This is a genomic window from Alteromonas alvinellae, assembly GCF_902705805.1.
In genome coordinates this window covers 16,046-33,028 of the sequence record NZ_CACSIH010000042.1, presented here as the reverse complement: position 1 = coordinate 33,028, position 16,983 = coordinate 16,046, and the positions used below count along the sequence as shown (strand labels likewise).

Sequence of the window (16,983 nt, the reverse complement as noted above, 5' to 3'; positions counted from 1 at the left end):
TACTCACGACGGATGGCTCTTAGGAAAAATACCTTTGTCATTGAAGTAAATCATATTTAATTGGAATTCGCGACTGCGAAAAAGCGTTCATGTGGTAGACTAGCGCCATTTTTTAGAACCTCTTTTTAAGGTTGGAGTAGCCAGGTAGTGTTAGAGGCGCGCGAATTAACCTGCAGCAAACGAGACAGAACCCTTTTTGAAGGGCTTTCACTGGTTGTCGAACCCGGTGAGTTGCTGTATTTACGCGGTCCTAACGGTGCAGGGAAAACCAGCTTGCTGCGCATTTTAACAGGACTGAGTTCACCTGATTCAGGTGCAGTATTGTACAACGGCATGGACATTTCAGCGGACAAGACAGGTTATTACCAAGACCTTTTTTATCTTGGCCATAAAAGCGGAACTAACGGCAGTCTCTCTGCCCTAGACAATCTATCGTTCTGGCTAGCTCAACATAATGTATCGGTGCCTGTTAACACGCTTTTTGATGTATTAGAGAAAGTGGGATTAGTTGGACTTGAAGATGTGCCCGTAAGGTATTTATCGGCCGGTCAACAACGTCGCGTTGCACTATCGAGACTGTGGCTAAAGCCAGCAAAGGTGTGGATACTGGACGAACCGTTTACAGCGCTTGATGTGAAAGGGATTCACATGCTTGAAAAAAGTATGAAAGAGCACGTTGGTCGCGGCGGTCTCATCATTACTACTTCGCATCAACACCTATCAGAAACTGCAGGGGAACACCGTGTATTCGATTTGGAGTACCGCTTTTAATGTCACTTTACCAAGGAATTTTTAAGCGCGACATGCAGGTTGCGTTCAAGCAAAAAGCAGAATTAGTGCAACCTCTGATGTTTTTGCTGATGGTGGTGACCTTATTTCCCTTAGGCGTTAGTCCGTCTCCCGACACCCTTCAACGCATTGGGCCAGGGGTAATATGGATTGCGGCAATTTTGTCATCGCTTATGGCGATGGAAAGGCTTTTTCGCGATGACTTTCAAGACGGGTCGTTAGAGCAGTACATGTTATCTGGTATGCCATTACCAGCGGTGAGTGCGGTAAAAGTGGTTACCCACTGGCTGGTTAGCTTTGTACCATTATTACTGTTGTCTCCGCTACTAGCCATGTTTTTGAATTTAACGGTCGATATGTATATCGCCCTTGTCTTAACTTTGTTATTGGGCACGCCATTACTGTCCTTAATTGGTGCCATCGCAGTAGGGCTTACCGTTGGATTGCAAAAAGGCGGAGTGCTGTTGGCACTGCTACTTATCCCTGTCTTTATTCCGTTACTGATATTTGCCACGTCGGCTGTGGATTCTGCCGCACTGCAATTACCTTATCATGCGCAACTTGCTATTATTGCCGCCATGCTTTTATTGGCTGCGGCATTGGCACCGTTTGCCATCGCATATTCTTTAAAAGTGAGTCAAAACTAATGTGGAAGTGGTTACATCCCTACGCAAAAACAGAGCGAGCCTATCAGCTTTGTTTAACTTTACAGCCTTGGTTTTGGGTTGGCGCTCTAGCGTGTTTAAGCGTAGGCACCGTGTGGGGGCTGGCCTTTGCGCCTCAAGATTATCAGCAGGGCGATTCATTTAGAATCATCTATATCCACGTACCTAGCGCCATTTTGTCTATGGGCACCTATGTGGCCATGGCGATTGCGGCCTTGGTGGGTATGGTTTGGCAGTGGCGCACCGCTTATATGAGCATGATTGCTATGGCGCCTATCGGCGCAGTAATGACGTTTATCGCTTTGTTCACCGGCGCCGCTTGGGGCAAGCCAATGTGGGGCGCTTGGTGGGTGTGGGATGCACGCCTGACGTCCGAGCTTATTCTGCTTTTCTTGTACATGGGCGTGATTGCGCTCTACGGTGCGTTTGAAGATAAGCAACAGGCGGGCAAAGCCGCAGGCGTAATGGCGCTTGTAGGTGTAGTAAATATCCCCATTATTCACTACTCGGTAGAGTGGTGGAATACGTTGCATCAAGGGGCGACTATCAGTAAATTCGACAACCCTTCAATTGCCCCTGAAATGCTGTGGCCGTTGTTAATTAACCTGCTGGGCTTCGCTTTTTTTATTGGGGCTGTGACCACTGTACGATTACGTAATGAGATTGTGCTTAGAGAAATGCACCGACCTTGGGTACAAGCGCTAGCAATGAATAAAGCATTAAATCAACAACCTGGTGATGCGGCTACTGCTAGTTTAAAAGAGGGCAGTTAAGATGCAGTTTGAATCCTTTGCCGATTTTTTAAATATGGGAGGCTATGCATTTTATGTATGGCTGTCGTTTGGCGTTACGTTCTTAGCAATGGGCATTATCGCTATTCAGAGTTTTAGTAAACATCGCGACCTTTTAAAGCAGGTAGTGGTGGAAAAAGAACGAAAAGCGCGTATTAAAAAAGCGCGACAGCAACAGCAAGACAACACCTAGTGTTAATGTGAAAAGTGAACTTAGCATTCATTCGCGTTTTTATTGTTTATTAGTTTTTTCGAAGTGAGAGTTGCATGAACCCGAGACGAAAGCAGCGACTAGCCGTAGTGGGAATTATCGGTTTTTTAATAGTAAGTGCAATTGGACTGATGCTTTACGCGCTTAACGACAGTATTGACCTTTTCTATACGCCAAGCGAAATCATTGAAGGTAAAAACGGCCAGAAACCGCAGGTTGGCCAGCGTCTTCGTATAGGCGGTATGGTAGTGCCTGGTAGTGTGAAAAGGGATCAAGAAAGCTTAGCCGTCAGCTTTGACCTTATCGATACTGGCCCAACGGTTACCGTGACTTATACCGGTATCCTTCCTGATTTATTCCGCGAAGGTCAGGGCATTGTAGCAACGGGTGTACTCACTGGCGCGAGCAACATAAAAGCGCAGGAAGTGCTAGCTAAGCATGACGAAGAGTACATGCCGCCAGAACTTGCTGAAAAAATGAAAGGCATTAAGCATGTAAAACCTGAAAATATGCCAACGTATGAGTCGTCAAACGGCGCCGGGAGCAAATAATCTATGGTACCTGAAATTGGAAATATTGCGCTGACGCTTGCGCTAGTGCTCTCTATATTATTGGCCGTTTATCCGCTATGGGGGGCTCACCGTCAGCACGAAGCGTTAATGGCAACCGCCAAACCACTGGCAATCGGCTTATTTACCTTCACGCTTATCGCCTATGTATGCTTAACCTACGCCTTTGTGACTGACGATTTCAGTGTGGCGTATGTTGCCCAGCATTCAAATAGTCGACTTCCTATTTATTATAAAATTACCGCCGTGTGGGGCGGCCACGAAGGCTCATTTCTTCTGTGGGTGTTGATGCTTTCCATATGGACAGTAGCAGTGGCGATATTCAGCAAGGGTATTCCTCTTGCTATGGTTGCAAGGGTGCTGTCGGTGTTGGGAATGGTGGGCATCGGTTTTTACTTATTCATGCTGCTTACCTCAAACCCGTTTAACAGCATGCTGCCGTTTTTCCCGGTAGATGGACGAGATCTTAATCCACTGCTGCAAGATTTTGGCATGATCATTCACCCGCCTATGCTTTATATGGGCTATGTTGGCTTTTCTGTCGCGTTTGCTTTTGCAATTTCAGCACTAATTTCAGGTCAGCTAGACTCAACCTGGGCACGCTGGTCAAGGCCCTGGGTCATTTCTGCTTGGGCGTTTCTCACCGTGGGCATTGCGCTAGGTAGCTGGTGGGCGTATTACGAACTTGGCTGGGGTGGCTGGTGGTTCTGGGACCCAGTAGAGAACGCCTCTTTCATGCCTTGGCTGGTCGGTACTGCGCTAATGCACTCGCTAGCCGTAACCGAAAAGCGAAAGGCGTTTAAGTCGTGGACCGTACTGCTGGCTATTGCCGCATTTAGTTTGAGTTTACTTGGCACCTTCTTAGTACGTTCTGGAGTGATTGTTTCGGTACACTCGTTTGCAAGCGATCCTACCCGAGGCTTATTTATACTGGGAATATTGATTGTTCTTAGTGGCTTTGGCTTGCTGCTTTACGCTATGCGTGCAGCTTCACTTAAAAGCCCAGGCCGCTATCAAGCGTTTTCCCGTGAAGTGTTGTTAATGGGTAATAACGTCTTCTTGTGCGCAGCAACACTGGTTGTATTGTTGGGTACACTACTGCCTCTTGTACATAAAGAGTTAGGTCTAGGCAGTATTTCGGTAGGCGCTCCGTTCTTCAATCAAATGTTCACGTTATTGATTGTGCCATTCGTACTAATGCTAGGTCTTGGCCCGCTTACGCGCTGGAAACAGCAAAAAGCTAGTGAATTACAAAAACAGCTATTAATTGCTGGCGGTATTGCGCTAAGTGCAGGTGTGTTAGTGAACTTTGCCTATGATGAACCAACCTATATGGGCGTTTTAGGTATGATGTTAGTGTTTTGGATCCTAGTCACTACGGTGCAAGAGGTGATGCAGCGTCTATCGGCAATGCCATCAAGTAACAGTGACAATACATCGGTGCTATCTAAACTTCGCAAGCTTACGCCAAGTCACTGGGGAATGGTGCTGGGCCATGTGGGTTTTGCTATCTGCATTATCGGTATTACCCTTGTTTCAAACTACGAAATGGAGCGGGATGTTCGCATGGACATTGGCGATACCGTTTCTCTTGGCGGTTATGACTTTAGCTTTAGAGATGTCGTCAAAGTTCAAGGTCCGAACTTTGAGGCGGACAAAGGCGTATTCGACGTTTATCAAGACGGTGAATTAATCGCGCATCTAGAGCCAGAAAAGCGTTTGTATATCGTACAGCGTATGCCGATGACTGAAGCCGCTATTCACTCAAATCTCGCAAGGGATTTGTTTATCGCTATGGGTGAGCCTTTGGACAATGGCGCATGGGCCATCCGTATTTACATTAAACCGTTTGTTATCTGGCTATGGGCGGGTGCAGTGGTTATGGCTATAGGCGGTATCTTTTCTATTAGCGACAAACGTTACCGCATGGCTAAGGTTAAGAAGATAAAACGTGTATTTGGTGGGAAAAGTGAGAACGACGCAGAGCAATCTCATGGTCAAGTATCCACTCCATCAAATACGTCAGTGAAAGGAGGCGCATAATGAAAAAAGCATCACTCGTTGCTATTCCGTTAGTGTTATTTTCTTTGCTGGTCATTTTTCTGTTTAAAGGGCTTTTTTCTGACCCCAGAGAGTTAGATTCTCAGGTTCAGGATAAGACGTTACCTGCATTCTCACTGCCAGACCTGATGCAGCCAGACATTACCTATACACCTGAAGATTTAAAAGGCAAAGTAACCATATTAAATGTATGGGGTGTATGGTGCGTGACCTGCGCTGTTGAAATGCCGTACCTTACTCAGCTAAAGAACGAACAAAACGTCCACATTGTAGGATTGTATTTTGATCAGGACTTAGACCCAGACTTTGGCACAAAAACACTGAGCCGTGTTCAGCAAGAAGTTACCGACATGCTCAGCCGTTACGGTAACCCTTACGCGTATAATATTTTTGATGTCTATCGCGATACGTCGCTCGACCTTGGCGTAACAGGAGCGCCAGAGCACTTTGTTATCGACGCTGAAGGCATTATTCGTATGCACCACATAGGCGATATTAACGAGCGTGTTTGGAACTCCAAAGTTGGCCCGCTATATAACAAGTTGGTGGCAGAAGCATCTGGCAAAACAGGCAATGGCAAAAAGGTAGATGTAGATGCAGTTATGGCCTCAGAGCCTACATTGTCGAACACGCTTAATGAAAAGAATAATCAGAGCTCCGCAAGTGCACAGGGAGGGAAATGATTATGTTGTTGACGACCTCTATCCACAGATTCGCAAACGCTAGAGCCATTGTGCTTAACGTTTTCGCACTGCTGTTTGTGTTTAGCGCTTTTTCAGTAAGTGCGGCTGAAGATAAGTTTTCTTTCGACACGCCAGCTCAGCGTGAAAGCTTTTTAAAGCTTACCGCCGAATTACGTTGCCCTATGTGTCAAAACCAGAATATTGCTGATAGCGACGCCATGATTGCTCACGACATGCGCCGAAAAGTTTACGCGTTGTTAAAACAAGGCAAAACAGAACAGGAGGTGATTGATTTTATGAAGTCGCGCTATGGCGATTTTGTGCACTATCAACCGCCGATTACAGCTGCGACCTTGTGGCTTTGGGCTGGCCCTGTTTTGTTTATTTTTATTGCCCTAATTGTGGTGATTCGACGAAAATCGGTAACACCACCAGAAGATATGGCCGCTAAGTTAGCTAAAGCAGATGAAATGTTGGAGCGAGAGAAAGAATGAGTTGGTCTGAGTTTTATATTATCGTTTCAGGCTTAATTACGCTTGTTCTTTTAATTGTCGCTTTCCCGTGGCTGCGTAATAAAAATCACGCGAAACAAGACAGTTTAAGCAATACGCAAATTGTTAAGCAGCGCCTTGCCGAACTTGATCGTGAAGTGCAAGAAGGGCTCATTAGTGAGCATGACAAACGACAAGCCGTTGACGAACTAAAACTAGCGCTTGTAGATGAAAGCGCATTTCAATCTCATAAAACGGGTAATGCAAAACTTCCGCTCGCGATTGGCGCCGTGCTTGCGATAGCCTGCGGAGTGATTGTATATGCGCAGGTAAACCAAATGGGTCGAGTTACCCAGGCAAGCCAAGCCATTGAAGCGTTGCCCGAATTGAGTCAACAGCTTGCCAGCGGTAATGCGAACAACCTGACCCAACAAGACATTGCTAGCCTTGCTCTTGCTATACGCCAGCGTTTGAGAGAAGAGCCCGAAGACGACACGGGATGGATGTATTTTGGCAGATTGATGCTGAGTATCGGTCAAGAAGTGCAGGCCATTGAAGCTATTGATAAAGCGGTAAGTTTGGCACCGTCTAACTCTGCTAATCGCATTACGCTTGCTCAAGCCTTGATGACCACAGGGGATGTCAATAATCTTGAACGAGCGCAATCTATCTTGTTGGGCTTGCTTAACGACAATCCAGCGAATGATAATCTTGCGCTGATGATGGCGGTGGTCTCTGCTCAACTTGGCGATCTTGAAAATACTCAGCGTTTTTATAAGCAAGTTGAAGGTAAGTTACCAGTAGATAGCGATATGGCGCAGCGTTTAGTTGCGCGTATAAAAGAGCTACAAGGGAATACCAGTGAAATGGCAGCGCTACAAAATACAGCCGCTGAAATTACTGATACATCAATAGCGCAAGATGCCAGTAGCGAAGCGAAAAATACTAATAGCGAAGCACAAACTGGCTTTAATATCACGGTGAATTTATCTGACGACGCTAGCATAGAAGCGCCTAAAGACGGTTTCTTGATAGTGTTCGCTCAAGATGCGAACTCTGACAACAAAATGCCTGCCGCTGTGGTTAAACTGCCGATAGAAGACTTCCCTGTTTCCGTTACTCTAACCACAGAAAACGCAATGATGCCACAATTCACGCTAGCAACACTTTCTGATGTGGTGGTTACCGCAAGACTATCCAAAGATGGTAATGTGGCAGTTTCAAAAGGCGAATGGCAAGGCAGTGTGAGCGCAAGCGTTACGGCCAACGAAATATCTTCACTAAGCGTTATTATTGATAAGGAATTATAAGTATGGAACTGTCTAAATCACTCGTAACCGGGTTGATTATTGCCGCAAGTCTTTTAGGTGGCTGTGCGAGTAACCATACGCAAGATCAAGCTCAAGCGTATTCTCAAGACAATGGGTCGAACGCGCCCGTAGTGGATACTTCAGACCCCCGTGACCCGTTCGAGCCAGTTAACCGTGAAATCTGGGATTTTAACTGGGATGTGTTGGATGCCTACATCTTACGCCCAATAACCGTTACCTACGTGACTGTGATGCCTCAGCCTGCGCGAACTGGTTTGGTGAACATCACGGACAACCTACAAGAGCCTGCGAACTTTTTGAATAATATGTTTCAAGGCAAGGTTGATGATGGCTTAGATAGCTTGGCTCGTTTTTTAATTAACACCACGGTAGGGTTAGTTGGCACGTTTGACGTTGCGTCAAAAATTGGCATTGAGCGTAAACGCGAGCAGTTTGGTGAAACTCTGGCTGTGTGGGGATTAGATACTGGGCCTTTCTTAATGCTGCCCTTTTTAGGCCCAAGCGATCCGCGAAGCTTCACAGGGGATTATGTTGACGGTTTTGCGTTTCCAATGTCGTTACTTGAAGGGTCTGTAAACTTAGCGCGTATTGGCATTTCGGTACTTGAAACACGAGCTCAATTACTTGATCAAGAGGCGCAGCTTGAGCAGTCTGTTGATGACTATGCTTTTGTGAAAAATGCTTACTTTGAAAACTTGGAGTTTCGCGTTACCGACGGTAAAAGCGGCGATAAAGCCATTGATGATGAGCAGCTAGATGACTTTGCTGATTTTGAAGCAATGTTGGAAGGCAATGATTTTGATAGCTATGAAGAAACGTCGGAAGAAGGTGTTGATGAGTCGACAGATTCAGAAGATTCGTCAGTTGATGACAGTGAGAAAGCTAAGCTAAAAGAAAAAGACGCCAAGTCGAAAGACGGCAAATAGAGCAAGAGTAATAAATAAAACGATGTTGGATAAAGTTCGGGGGCAGGGTTTAGTTATTGTTATCTAACCTCAACTTCAACGTCACTCTAGCTATAAATGCCCGCACAAAAAAAGCCATGCTCAACAGCATGGCTTTTTAGTTCTAGGTATGTGAACAAGCCTATTGGCAGCGTTCAAACGACAAGCTAATCCTTTGGATAGCCCATCGGGTTTTGTGACTGCCAGTTCCATGTGTCGGCACACATGTCTTCCAAGCCTTTTTCTGCATGCCAATTGAGTTCTGTGGCTGCCTTAGTAGGATCGGCGTAACAGGCTGCCACATCACCGCTTCTACGCGGAGCAATTTTATAAGGTACAGTTTTACCCGAGCCTTTTTCGAAAGCTTTGATCATTTCGATTACTGAATAGCCCTGACCTGTTCCAAGGTTGTACTTATCTAAGCCCATATTGAGGTTCAAGCGATCGAGTGCTTTCAAGTGACCGTTGGCTAGATCAACAACATGGATATAGTCGCGAACGCCTGTGCCATCAACGGTATCGTAGTCGTCACCGAACACGCTTAGCTGCTCTAGCTTACCGGTAGCAACCTGAGAGATATAAGGCATTAAGTTGTTCGGAATACCGTTGGGATCTTCACCGATCTGGCCAGATTCGTGTGCGCCAACTGGATTGAAGTAGCGAAGCAATACAATGTTCCACTCGTTGTCCGATACGTAAAGATCGCTAAGCATATGCTCAACCATAAGCTTCGACATACCGTAAGGGTTTGTCGGGTGGCCTGTGGCCATATCTTCACGTAGCGGTAGCGATGCTGGATCGCCGTAAACCGTTGCAGATGAGCTAAACACAATATTCTTTACATTGTGCTTCTGCATAGCTTTACATAGCGTTAGCGTGCCGTACACGTTGTTTTCATAGTATGAAAGTGGCTTTTGCACAGACTCGCCGACGGCTTTTAAACCGGCAAAGTGAATAACGGCATAAATGTTATGCTCGCTGAATATGTCATCTAACACGGCGGTATCGCGAATGTCACCTTGAACAAAAGTAACCGACTTGCCTGTTAACGCTTCTACGCGACGAAGTGATTCAGCACTTGCGTTTGCAAGGTTATCCAGCACTACAACACCGTAGTTTTGTTCAAGTAACTGTAAAACTGTGTGACTACCTATATAGCCTGCACCACCAGTGACTAAGATGGTCTTCATGCATTCTCCTTGCTAGACGGTTGCGCAATGTATTTAGCGCAGATGGAATATTGAATAGGTTTTACAACCAATGGATAAATTAAAAATACCACAAAAGCCCACAGTAACGAGGTCCAATTTGACGCGGTTTGAAGAATAAATGCGAATACGGGGACAATGACGAGTAACTTTAGCACATTCAGTAAAGTCTTCTCAGGGACAGATAGCCGCTTTGCGGCCTGATCAAGCAACTTAACGCGCTCTGTCAGTGGAAGACCTTTTAAGGCAGGAATGTCTCTGGTAGAAAAATAAAACTTCATAGGTTTATGCAAATGCCCTTAATAAAAAACCGCCGGAACGTTACGTTGCGGCGGTTATTGTAGGGTAATTGGTCAGCACTTAAAACATGCTAACAATAAATTACGCTTTTTGTTCAATACCTGCTTTTTCCCAGAAACGAGATTTAAAGCTCATTAAACCAATCACGATGGCAATGGCGATGCTAAATAGGGCAATCTGAAGATACAGGTCTGGCATTTGCTCTACGTTTTCTGGGTCGAAGTTACCTGAAAGTAAGCCAGCAATGATGTTACCAATAGAGTAAGTCAGTACGAATACCCCCATCATTTGCCCTGCGAAACGCTTAGGCGATAGCTTACTTACTGCACTTAGTGCAACAGGGCTTAGGCACAGCTCACCAACAGTGTGTAAGAAGTAGGTAGTAACAAGCCACATAGGCGCAACTTTAAGGCCTTGTGCAGCATATTGAGACGCCATAAACATTACCAAGAAGCCCGACGCCATAATAACGATACCTACGGCACACTTAATCGTGTACGACGGGTCAATCATTCTTTTAGCAAGGTTAATCCAAAGGGCAGCGAAGAAAGGCGACAGGATGATTATAAATAGCGAGTTTGAAAGCTGGAACCATACTGTTGGGATAGCGTCCATCCCGAACCAAGATGTAAGTAGCGAGCCGCTTTCAAGTACGCGGTCGGTATAGTTCTGTGCGAATAGGTTGAGTGAAGAGCCAGCCTGTTCGAAACCAGACCAGAAACATGCTGAAGCGACACACACTAAAAACAGCGCCCACATGCGCTTCTTCTCGTTGTCGCTTAGCTGGCCTTTGAAATAAATGAACCCGAAGTAAAGGAAGAAGATTGCGGTAAATACGATGGCAACTTGTTGAGCAAGGGCAACTGGCTCAATAACGATAGTGCCCATGTGTGCAAGCACAATTACCACAACAGCAAGTGCAATCACTGCCCATACGCCCATCCATGCGCGCTGTTTAGCCGCACCTTGATATGGGTTTGCAGGAGCAACAGAATCAGCCGATAACGAACGGTTGCTGAAGTAATATTGAATTAGGCCGATTGCCATACCGATGGCAGCTGCACCAAATGCATAGTGCCAGCCCCAGTTTTCCTGTAAATAACCGGTAACTAGGTAGGCGATGAGTGAACCGATGTTTATGCCCATGTAATACAGCGCATAACCACTGTCACGACGGCCGTCGTCGTCACCATATTGCTGGCCAACCATTGCTGAAATGTTAGGTTTAAGTAAGCCAGTACCTGAAGCAACAAGGATAAGGCCAACGAAGAAAAGGTTTTGCAAGTCTATGGCGAGTACCACGTGGCCTGCGAAGATGATAATACCGCCATACCATACGGCGTTCTTACCACCGATTAAGCGGTCCGCTAACCAGCCGCCCGGTAAACCTAGGAAATATACCGCACCTGTGTATAGGCCGTAGATAGCGCCAGCGGTTGCAACAGTAAAACCTAAGCCTTGTGTCTGTAAGCTCGCGGTCATGAAAAGAACGAGTAGCGCGCGCATTCCGTAATAACTCATGCGCTCCCACATTTCTGTAAAGAATAGCGTTCTTAGGCCCCCTGGATGGCCGAAAAAGCTAGTATCGTTAGATGGTTTCATAATTATATTTTAATTCCATATTGCTTATGGTTGTTATTGTAGAGCACTTATAGGATAGGCTCTTTGATAGTAGTCCGTAAGGCGGATAGCTTCTTATACTAGAGCTTGCTTAAAGACACAAGATTTGGGCGACAAACTTCATTAAAGCTGTGTCAATCGGCTAAGTCTTGTACGACTTAGCCGATTGAATAATGATTTGCTAAAGAGATGGAAGCACTAAAGCTCGCGGATAGTAGCTACTATAATTCGCACTATCCCATAGATAAGCAACAATGAAACACCAAAAAGTACAAGGTTGTAAATTACGGTGGGGTAAGCATTGTCATCTGGAAGGGTAGGCGATTCTACTGTTACCAAATGTTGTAGTTTTTGATATGCCTCTACTCGCGCATTTTCTAAAGTAATCAGCGATGAAGAGTACGCTTGAATGGCCAATTGAAGCTGAACCTGAAGGTTACTGTATTGCGCCATAAGCTCACTCACAGACAGTGCTTCACTTTCTCCTTCAGCAGTACTAATTCGCTCCTTCTGTTTTTCTACTTCTTTTTGTAGAGCAGCTATTTCACGCTTAATGTTAATCACTTCTGGGGCGACGTTAGACATCATGGTCGACATAGTGCTCAGCTCAGCTTTTTTCTGGGCGAGGGTTGCCTCTAATGAAAAAGCGATTTGCTGAAACGCTGCACCTTCAGCAGTAGGGTCGAGCACGTTGTATTTGGATTGAAAGGCTAAAATTTCAGTTTTTGCTTGTTGAAGCTTTTGTTCAACAATCTCATGTTCACCTTTAGCAAAAGTAAGCTTTGACTTCGCTAAGTTGTTATTGATGTTATTAATAAACTCTTCCGCTTTATCAACAATAGCTTGGTTTATTATTTGCGCATATTCAGCGTCGAAAGCGCGAGTTCGCAAACTAATGACTGAAGATGCCGAATCCACGCTAACGTCAATATGGTCTAGATAGAACTGGTAAAAGTCTTCTTGCTTATGTGAAGACGACAAACCGCTAAACATATCAGCTTTGTCCGACATGTAGTGCTCACGAAGCCCTATGGTTTTATCGAGATACTTAATCATGTCGGCAGATTGAATGTAAGCTTCAACAAGTTGACTTTCTGTACCACCTGACGCGCCTGAAACACCGGCTGCCATAAGCAGGGATGAAGGGTCGAAGCTGCTGCCGCCGTCACTTGACTTAACAATAAGTTGGCTTTTACTTTCGTACTGTGGCGCAGCCCATAAAACAAGGTATACGGCGTAAAGTACCCATGGAAGTACAAGCAAGAGCATTTTGTGCTTGCTGAGAAGGGCATTGAGCTGTGTAAGAGATTTTTCCACTGTGATTTGAACCTATTTAAGTGATTTCTTATTGTCTGCATCCTGCGTATAAACGTCGATGCCTTCTTCGAGATCGTGATAGTAAGTAAGCTTGCCTTCATCAATGATTACGGCAGACGTACAGAATTCGCGGATTTGGTCGAGTTCGTGACTAACCATGATAACGCCGGCCTGCTCACTTTTTTCCTTAAGCGACAAACGCGCTTTTTTTCTGAAAAGCGGATCGCCTACTGATGTCGCTTCATCGATAAGATAAATATCAAAATTGATATTCATGCAGCACGCAAACACCAGTTTTGCGCGCATGCCAGACGAGTAGGTGCGCACAGGAAGATCGAAGCGTTTACCTAACTCGGCAAACTCCTGCACTTTTTCTTCGTATTCTGGGAGCGACTTGACGTTATTAATTCGCCCCACGAATCGCGTATTTTCACGCCCTGTCATTTGCGGGTGTACACCTGTTTGAAGGGCAACCGGCCAAGACATGGACTTATTTGTTAAAACACGCCCTTTGTCAGGATATTCACTTTTCGCTAGCATTCGGAAAAGGGTGGATTTACCTGCACCGTTTTTACCTAAAATTGCGACATTATTTTCCGTTGGGAAATCAAAATTCAAATTTTTGAAAATATATTGAGGGCCCATTTTACTGGGGTAGCTCTTAGTAAGATTCTCAATTCTTATCATCGTGACAACACCTTCTTCCATGTGATGTGATACATCGAAAGACTTAGAAAGAGAAAAATAATGGTAATCTCAATTACAAAACCCAATGAAACACCATTAGTGCCATAGGATTCGAAACAAGCGTAACGAGCTAGTTCATTAAAATGAACAAGAGGGTTCCAAGTTAAGTACGGCCAATATTCTTCGGGTAAGTCTTGAAGGCTGAAAAAAACGCATGAAATAAACATTAGTGGGCGGGTAAGCATTGATTTTATCTTATCTACTTCCGGCACGAATGCAGCAGCAATAGCAAAAATCATCCCAATGGATATTGAAAATACCCATAAAAGAAGAAACAGAGATATCAGCAGCAACGGGTCATTTACCGTAAAGGTCTCGCCCATAAGGTAAAGCGCGAGACATAGTAATGCGACAACCACAACTTTGACTGAAAACTCGAGGAAGCCCGCTGTGAGTATCGCTGAAATAGGTTGAACCTGCCTAAACGCATAGAGCGGCTTATTTCTTCGCACAGAAGTTGAAACTGACTGTAGGCATGTAGTTAAAGACTGCAGGCCGACCATTCCGATCATCATAAAAAGAAAGAGAGGAATAGAATGGATATCATCGCCACTGATCAGTCCACGCAAATATGACAGCGCGAAGATAAATGCAAAGGGCTCTAAAAATGCCCAGCCTAAGCCAAATTTATCGTTAAATTTACTTTGAAGCTCACGCAGGAAAAGCGCGAATATCACGCCTCTCCATGCGTAGAGCTGGTCTTTAAAGGTTACCATGCTTAATTAGTAGCTACGTTAGCTGCAATAGCAATTTGATAGACGATTTGAGTGATATCTTTGACAGCTTGCAGTACTTTGGTATCAATTGCAGGCAGAACGATAATCTGGTCCCCTGGCTCAAGCTTGCTTTCGTCACTTGAAAGGAATGAGTCGTTCACGCTTGAAAAAGTAACGTTACCGTTTTTGCGAACAATTAGTATACGTTCGTCTTCAGCGCGTTCAGTGAAACCGCCAGCCCATGCAACGTAATCTTCGGTAGTTGCATCTGGGTTAAACACCACAGACTGAGGCAGCAATACTTCCCCGCCAACGTGAATCAAGTCAGTTACTTCAGGAATGACGATGGTATCGTTGGGTTCTAACAAAATATTAGCTATGTCGCCGTTTTCAGAGACAACGACACGGCCTTGCGGTTCTACTTGCCTTGCTCGTGCAATAAAGTCTGCGACAAGCTGCGCCTCTTGAGCTCGAATCGCACCTTCACCAGTAGAGCTTATTGGGGCGGTATACATGCTTCTTTCAAGACGCTGTAAACCCTCTTCAATAATTTGCTTTTGCTTTATTGCTACACTTTCTCTCAGTAAATAAATGTTTTGCGTATCAGAGAGCGTGGTATCAGCTTCAATATGGTCTAGCACGTCAAGTAAGCGCGCACCTTTATCAACCATAATTTGTGATGCGCCTGCGAAGGCTCCTGCAACATTGATGCGATATATTTGCGGTTCGTGATCTGCAATGTACTCTACCGTATCGCCCGCGCTTAGTTCTAAAGAAGCGAACGCTTTTAAATCTAAGTAACGTGCGAACTGTTTATTATTGCGAACACCCGATACTGAGGCATGAGAAGCGAATTCACCGGGGCGTGCAAAGTAGTTAACTACGCCGCCATTTAATTCTTCATTTAGAAATTCAAAGGTAAAGCTATTACGGGCTCCGGTTTCAACAACAATTGTGTTGCCAATTGGGTGCACTAAAATAGTGTCGCCGTCTTTGAAGGATACAGCTGGAAGCTTTCCACTTCTAAAAAAAGCATACAAGTCTGCAGTGGCTACTGTCTTGCCGTTGCGAACGACATCTATTTGCCTAAAACTGCCACGCTGGAAGTCGATACCGCCTGCACGTTTTAGATAATAAAGTACGCTATCTGAAGCAAGGCCGGCGTATTGACCGGGGCGCAAAACTGGCCCTGATACAAATATAGACACTGGGGTCGATGTAAGAAGGTTTACGTAAACATTCACATCGTTGGTATACACCTGCCTAATTTTAGCGGTAACTGTTTGGTTTACCGTGCCTGCAGGTGTGTTTGCTATTCGAATAGGACCGATATTAGGAATAAAAATATTGCCTTGGTTGTCAACGGTTACTACGTCTGAAAAATTCACTGCTCCCCAAAGCCAAATATTTATTTTGTCGCCAGGTGCTACTAAGTAATTGTCGTTTAACCCTGAACTGCGTTCGGATTCAAAACCACCAATAAAGAGGTTTGCAGCAAATGGCGGGTTCTCCATAGGCGCTTGTGCTGGAAACACGGTGTCAATTGTGGGCTCACCAGGGAGGTTAACCCCATTTCTTGGTTGGGTTGAGAATTGCCCCATCGTGTTTGCAGAGCTTGATGCGCCTGGCAACGTTCGCTGTGTTGATACGCTCAACGGAGATACCGACTGGGCCGAAATGCCGCTTTGAGATTGCTGAGCTCTTTCACGTAACTGCTGCAGTTGCTCCATGCTTTGAGCAAAAACCGGTTGTAACATCATGCTGCCAATGACTGCTGTACATGCTATTTTTGACAGCGCTTTTAATGTGTCTTTCATATCCATAAACTTCATTGTTTTATTCACCTAGCACGGCTGCTGAAACAACGAGAGGAGATACGACTCTCCACTGCCCATCTCGCTGACAAGTTGTTAATTTGCGCTGCGCTCCATTTTGAACCGAGTCACTATCTTGTAAAGAAAAGCGGATACATTTATTGCCGGTAGCTGAAACATAGTGCTTGGATGCTTCGTAATCGTAACCATCAAAGCGTATCTTGAAAGATTCCTTTGTATCAAAATAGATATTGGCTTTTGGAATGTTTATTGCAAGCTCTTTGTCCGGCGCTAAAGAATATGCAAGAGAAGAGTGTACCAAAGGGATGTCAGCTTCAGTAACTGTAGGTGAGTTAGTACACCCTGTTGCGCCCACTATTAGTGCGAACGGCAATAAAAAACGTTTGAATTGTTTGAACATTAGCTTTCATATCCATATAGCAATTTGGCGCTAGGATAACATAAGTTTTAAAAAAAGCATGTTTGCTATCGCTCTGGCGCTAGGGTCTGGCGAAGCAAGAAGACCGCTTTTTTACTAGCAAGTTCAAAAGTGTTGAAAAAATTTACTATTCATCGGAATAAAAGATGATGAAATTCGTTAATAAAAAATTAAGCATTATTCTAAATGCTAAAGGCAGCTTGGCTCGTTGAGATGGGCTCTAAGCGTATTGTATGAAATTTTTTTGAAACGTTATTTTTTTGATTGGGGTGGTTACTTAAACAAAT

Annotated in this window: 18 protein-coding genes; 10 read left to right on the top strand and 8 right to left on the bottom strand. The window is 44.9% G+C overall.

The genetic code is table 11. The annotated features are described in order from the left end of the window. Positions 1-147 precede the first annotated feature (147 nt). From ccmA to ACX5KA_RS03165, 10 genes are all read left to right on the top strand, one after another. Positions 148-771 carry a cytochrome c biogenesis heme-transporting ATPase CcmA gene (ccmA, locus tag ACX5KA_RS03210; protein ID WP_338853139.1) on the top strand — a complete coding sequence of 208 codons (624 nt, stop codon included), beginning with the start codon at positions 148-150 and terminating at the stop codon, positions 769-771. Next, entirely contained in the window at positions 771-1,436 is a 666-nt protein-coding gene (gene ccmB, locus ACX5KA_RS03205; RefSeq protein ID WP_338853140.1) for a heme exporter protein CcmB, read from the top strand. The genes ccmA and ccmB overlap by 1 nt, the downstream gene beginning before the upstream one ends. Further along, positions 1,436-2,227: a heme ABC transporter permease gene (locus ACX5KA_RS03200; RefSeq protein ID WP_014948513.1), complete on the top strand. Its 792-nt coding sequence runs from the start codon at positions 1,436-1,438 to the stop codon at positions 2,225-2,227. The genes ccmB and ACX5KA_RS03200 overlap by 1 nt, the downstream gene beginning before the upstream one ends. 1 nt (position 2,228) lies before the next feature. Continuing rightward, positions 2,229-2,438, top strand: coding sequence for a heme exporter protein CcmD (gene ccmD / locus ACX5KA_RS03195; RefSeq protein ID WP_014975830.1), 210 nt, complete (start codon positions 2,229-2,231; stop codon positions 2,436-2,438). A 74-nt stretch (positions 2,439-2,512) separates the two neighbouring features. Beyond that, positions 2,513-3,007: a cytochrome c maturation protein CcmE gene (gene ccmE, locus ACX5KA_RS03190; protein WP_156086026.1), complete on the top strand. Its 495-nt coding sequence runs from the start codon at positions 2,513-2,515 to the stop codon at positions 3,005-3,007. A gap of 3 nt (positions 3,008-3,010) precedes the next feature. Beyond that, positions 3,011-5,068: a heme lyase CcmF/NrfE family subunit gene (locus ACX5KA_RS03185; protein WP_061484957.1), complete on the top strand. Its 2,058-nt coding sequence runs from the start codon at positions 3,011-3,013 to the stop codon at positions 5,066-5,068. Continuing rightward, positions 5,068-5,769 (top strand): redoxin family protein, encoded by a 702-nt coding sequence (locus tag ACX5KA_RS03180; RefSeq protein ID WP_338853143.1) that lies wholly within the window; start codon positions 5,068-5,070, stop codon positions 5,767-5,769. Before ACX5KA_RS03185 ends, ACX5KA_RS03180 begins: the two co-directional genes overlap by 1 nt. Continuing rightward, positions 5,766-6,263 carry a cytochrome c-type biogenesis protein gene (locus ACX5KA_RS03175; protein WP_338853145.1) on the top strand — a complete coding sequence of 166 codons (498 nt, stop codon included), beginning with the start codon at positions 5,766-5,768 and terminating at the stop codon, positions 6,261-6,263. Before ACX5KA_RS03180 ends, ACX5KA_RS03175 begins: the two co-directional genes overlap by 4 nt. Then, entirely contained in the window at positions 6,260-7,570 is a 1,311-nt protein-coding gene (gene ccmI / locus ACX5KA_RS03170; protein ID WP_049585965.1) for a c-type cytochrome biogenesis protein CcmI, read from the top strand. Before ACX5KA_RS03175 ends, ccmI begins: the two co-directional genes overlap by 4 nt. 2 nt (positions 7,571-7,572) lie before the next feature. Further along, complete coding sequence (locus ACX5KA_RS03165) at positions 7,573-8,517, top strand: MlaA family lipoprotein (protein WP_458730378.1); 945 nt, start codon at positions 7,573-7,575, stop codon at positions 8,515-8,517. 185 nt (positions 8,518-8,702) lie between these two features. Here the strand turns inward: ACX5KA_RS03165 and galE are convergent, their stop codons facing one another. The 8 genes from galE to ACX5KA_RS03125 form a co-directional block, all read right to left on the bottom strand. Continuing rightward, complete coding sequence (galE, locus tag ACX5KA_RS03160) at positions 8,703-9,725, bottom strand: UDP-glucose 4-epimerase GalE (protein WP_283629972.1); 1,023 nt, start codon at positions 9,723-9,725, stop codon at positions 8,703-8,705. Continuing rightward, positions 9,722-10,024 (bottom strand): DUF6170 family protein, encoded by a 303-nt coding sequence (locus ACX5KA_RS03155; RefSeq protein WP_014975838.1) that lies wholly within the window; start codon positions 10,022-10,024, stop codon positions 9,722-9,724. The genes galE and ACX5KA_RS03155 overlap by 4 nt, the downstream gene beginning before the upstream one ends. 100 nt (positions 10,025-10,124) lie before the next feature. Then, entirely contained in the window at positions 10,125-11,645 is a 1,521-nt protein-coding gene (locus ACX5KA_RS03150; RefSeq protein WP_014975839.1) for a peptide MFS transporter, read from the bottom strand. Between the two features lie 216 nt (positions 11,646-11,861). Continuing rightward, positions 11,862-12,980 carry a capsule biosynthesis protein gene (locus ACX5KA_RS03145; protein WP_421712157.1) on the bottom strand — a complete coding sequence of 373 codons (1,119 nt, stop codon included), beginning with the start codon at positions 12,978-12,980 and terminating at the stop codon, positions 11,862-11,864. Between the two features lie 12 nt (positions 12,981-12,992). Further along, on the bottom strand, positions 12,993-13,667 hold the full coding sequence (locus tag ACX5KA_RS03140; protein ID WP_334036486.1) for an ABC transporter ATP-binding protein: 675 nt from the start codon (positions 13,665-13,667) through the stop codon (positions 12,993-12,995). Further along, positions 13,664-14,443, bottom strand: a complete 780-nt coding sequence (locus tag ACX5KA_RS03135; RefSeq protein WP_014997541.1) for an ABC transporter permease — start codon at positions 14,441-14,443, stop codon at positions 13,664-13,666. The genes ACX5KA_RS03140 and ACX5KA_RS03135 overlap by 4 nt, the downstream gene beginning before the upstream one ends. 2 nt (positions 14,444-14,445) lie before the next feature. Next, entirely contained in the window at positions 14,446-16,275 is a 1,830-nt protein-coding gene (locus ACX5KA_RS03130) for a polysaccharide biosynthesis/export family protein (RefSeq protein WP_458730377.1), read from the bottom strand. Between the two features lie 4 nt (positions 16,276-16,279). After that, entirely contained in the window at positions 16,280-16,678 is a 399-nt protein-coding gene (locus tag ACX5KA_RS03125) for a hypothetical protein (protein WP_039223297.1), read from the bottom strand. Positions 16,679-16,983 lie beyond the last annotated feature (305 nt).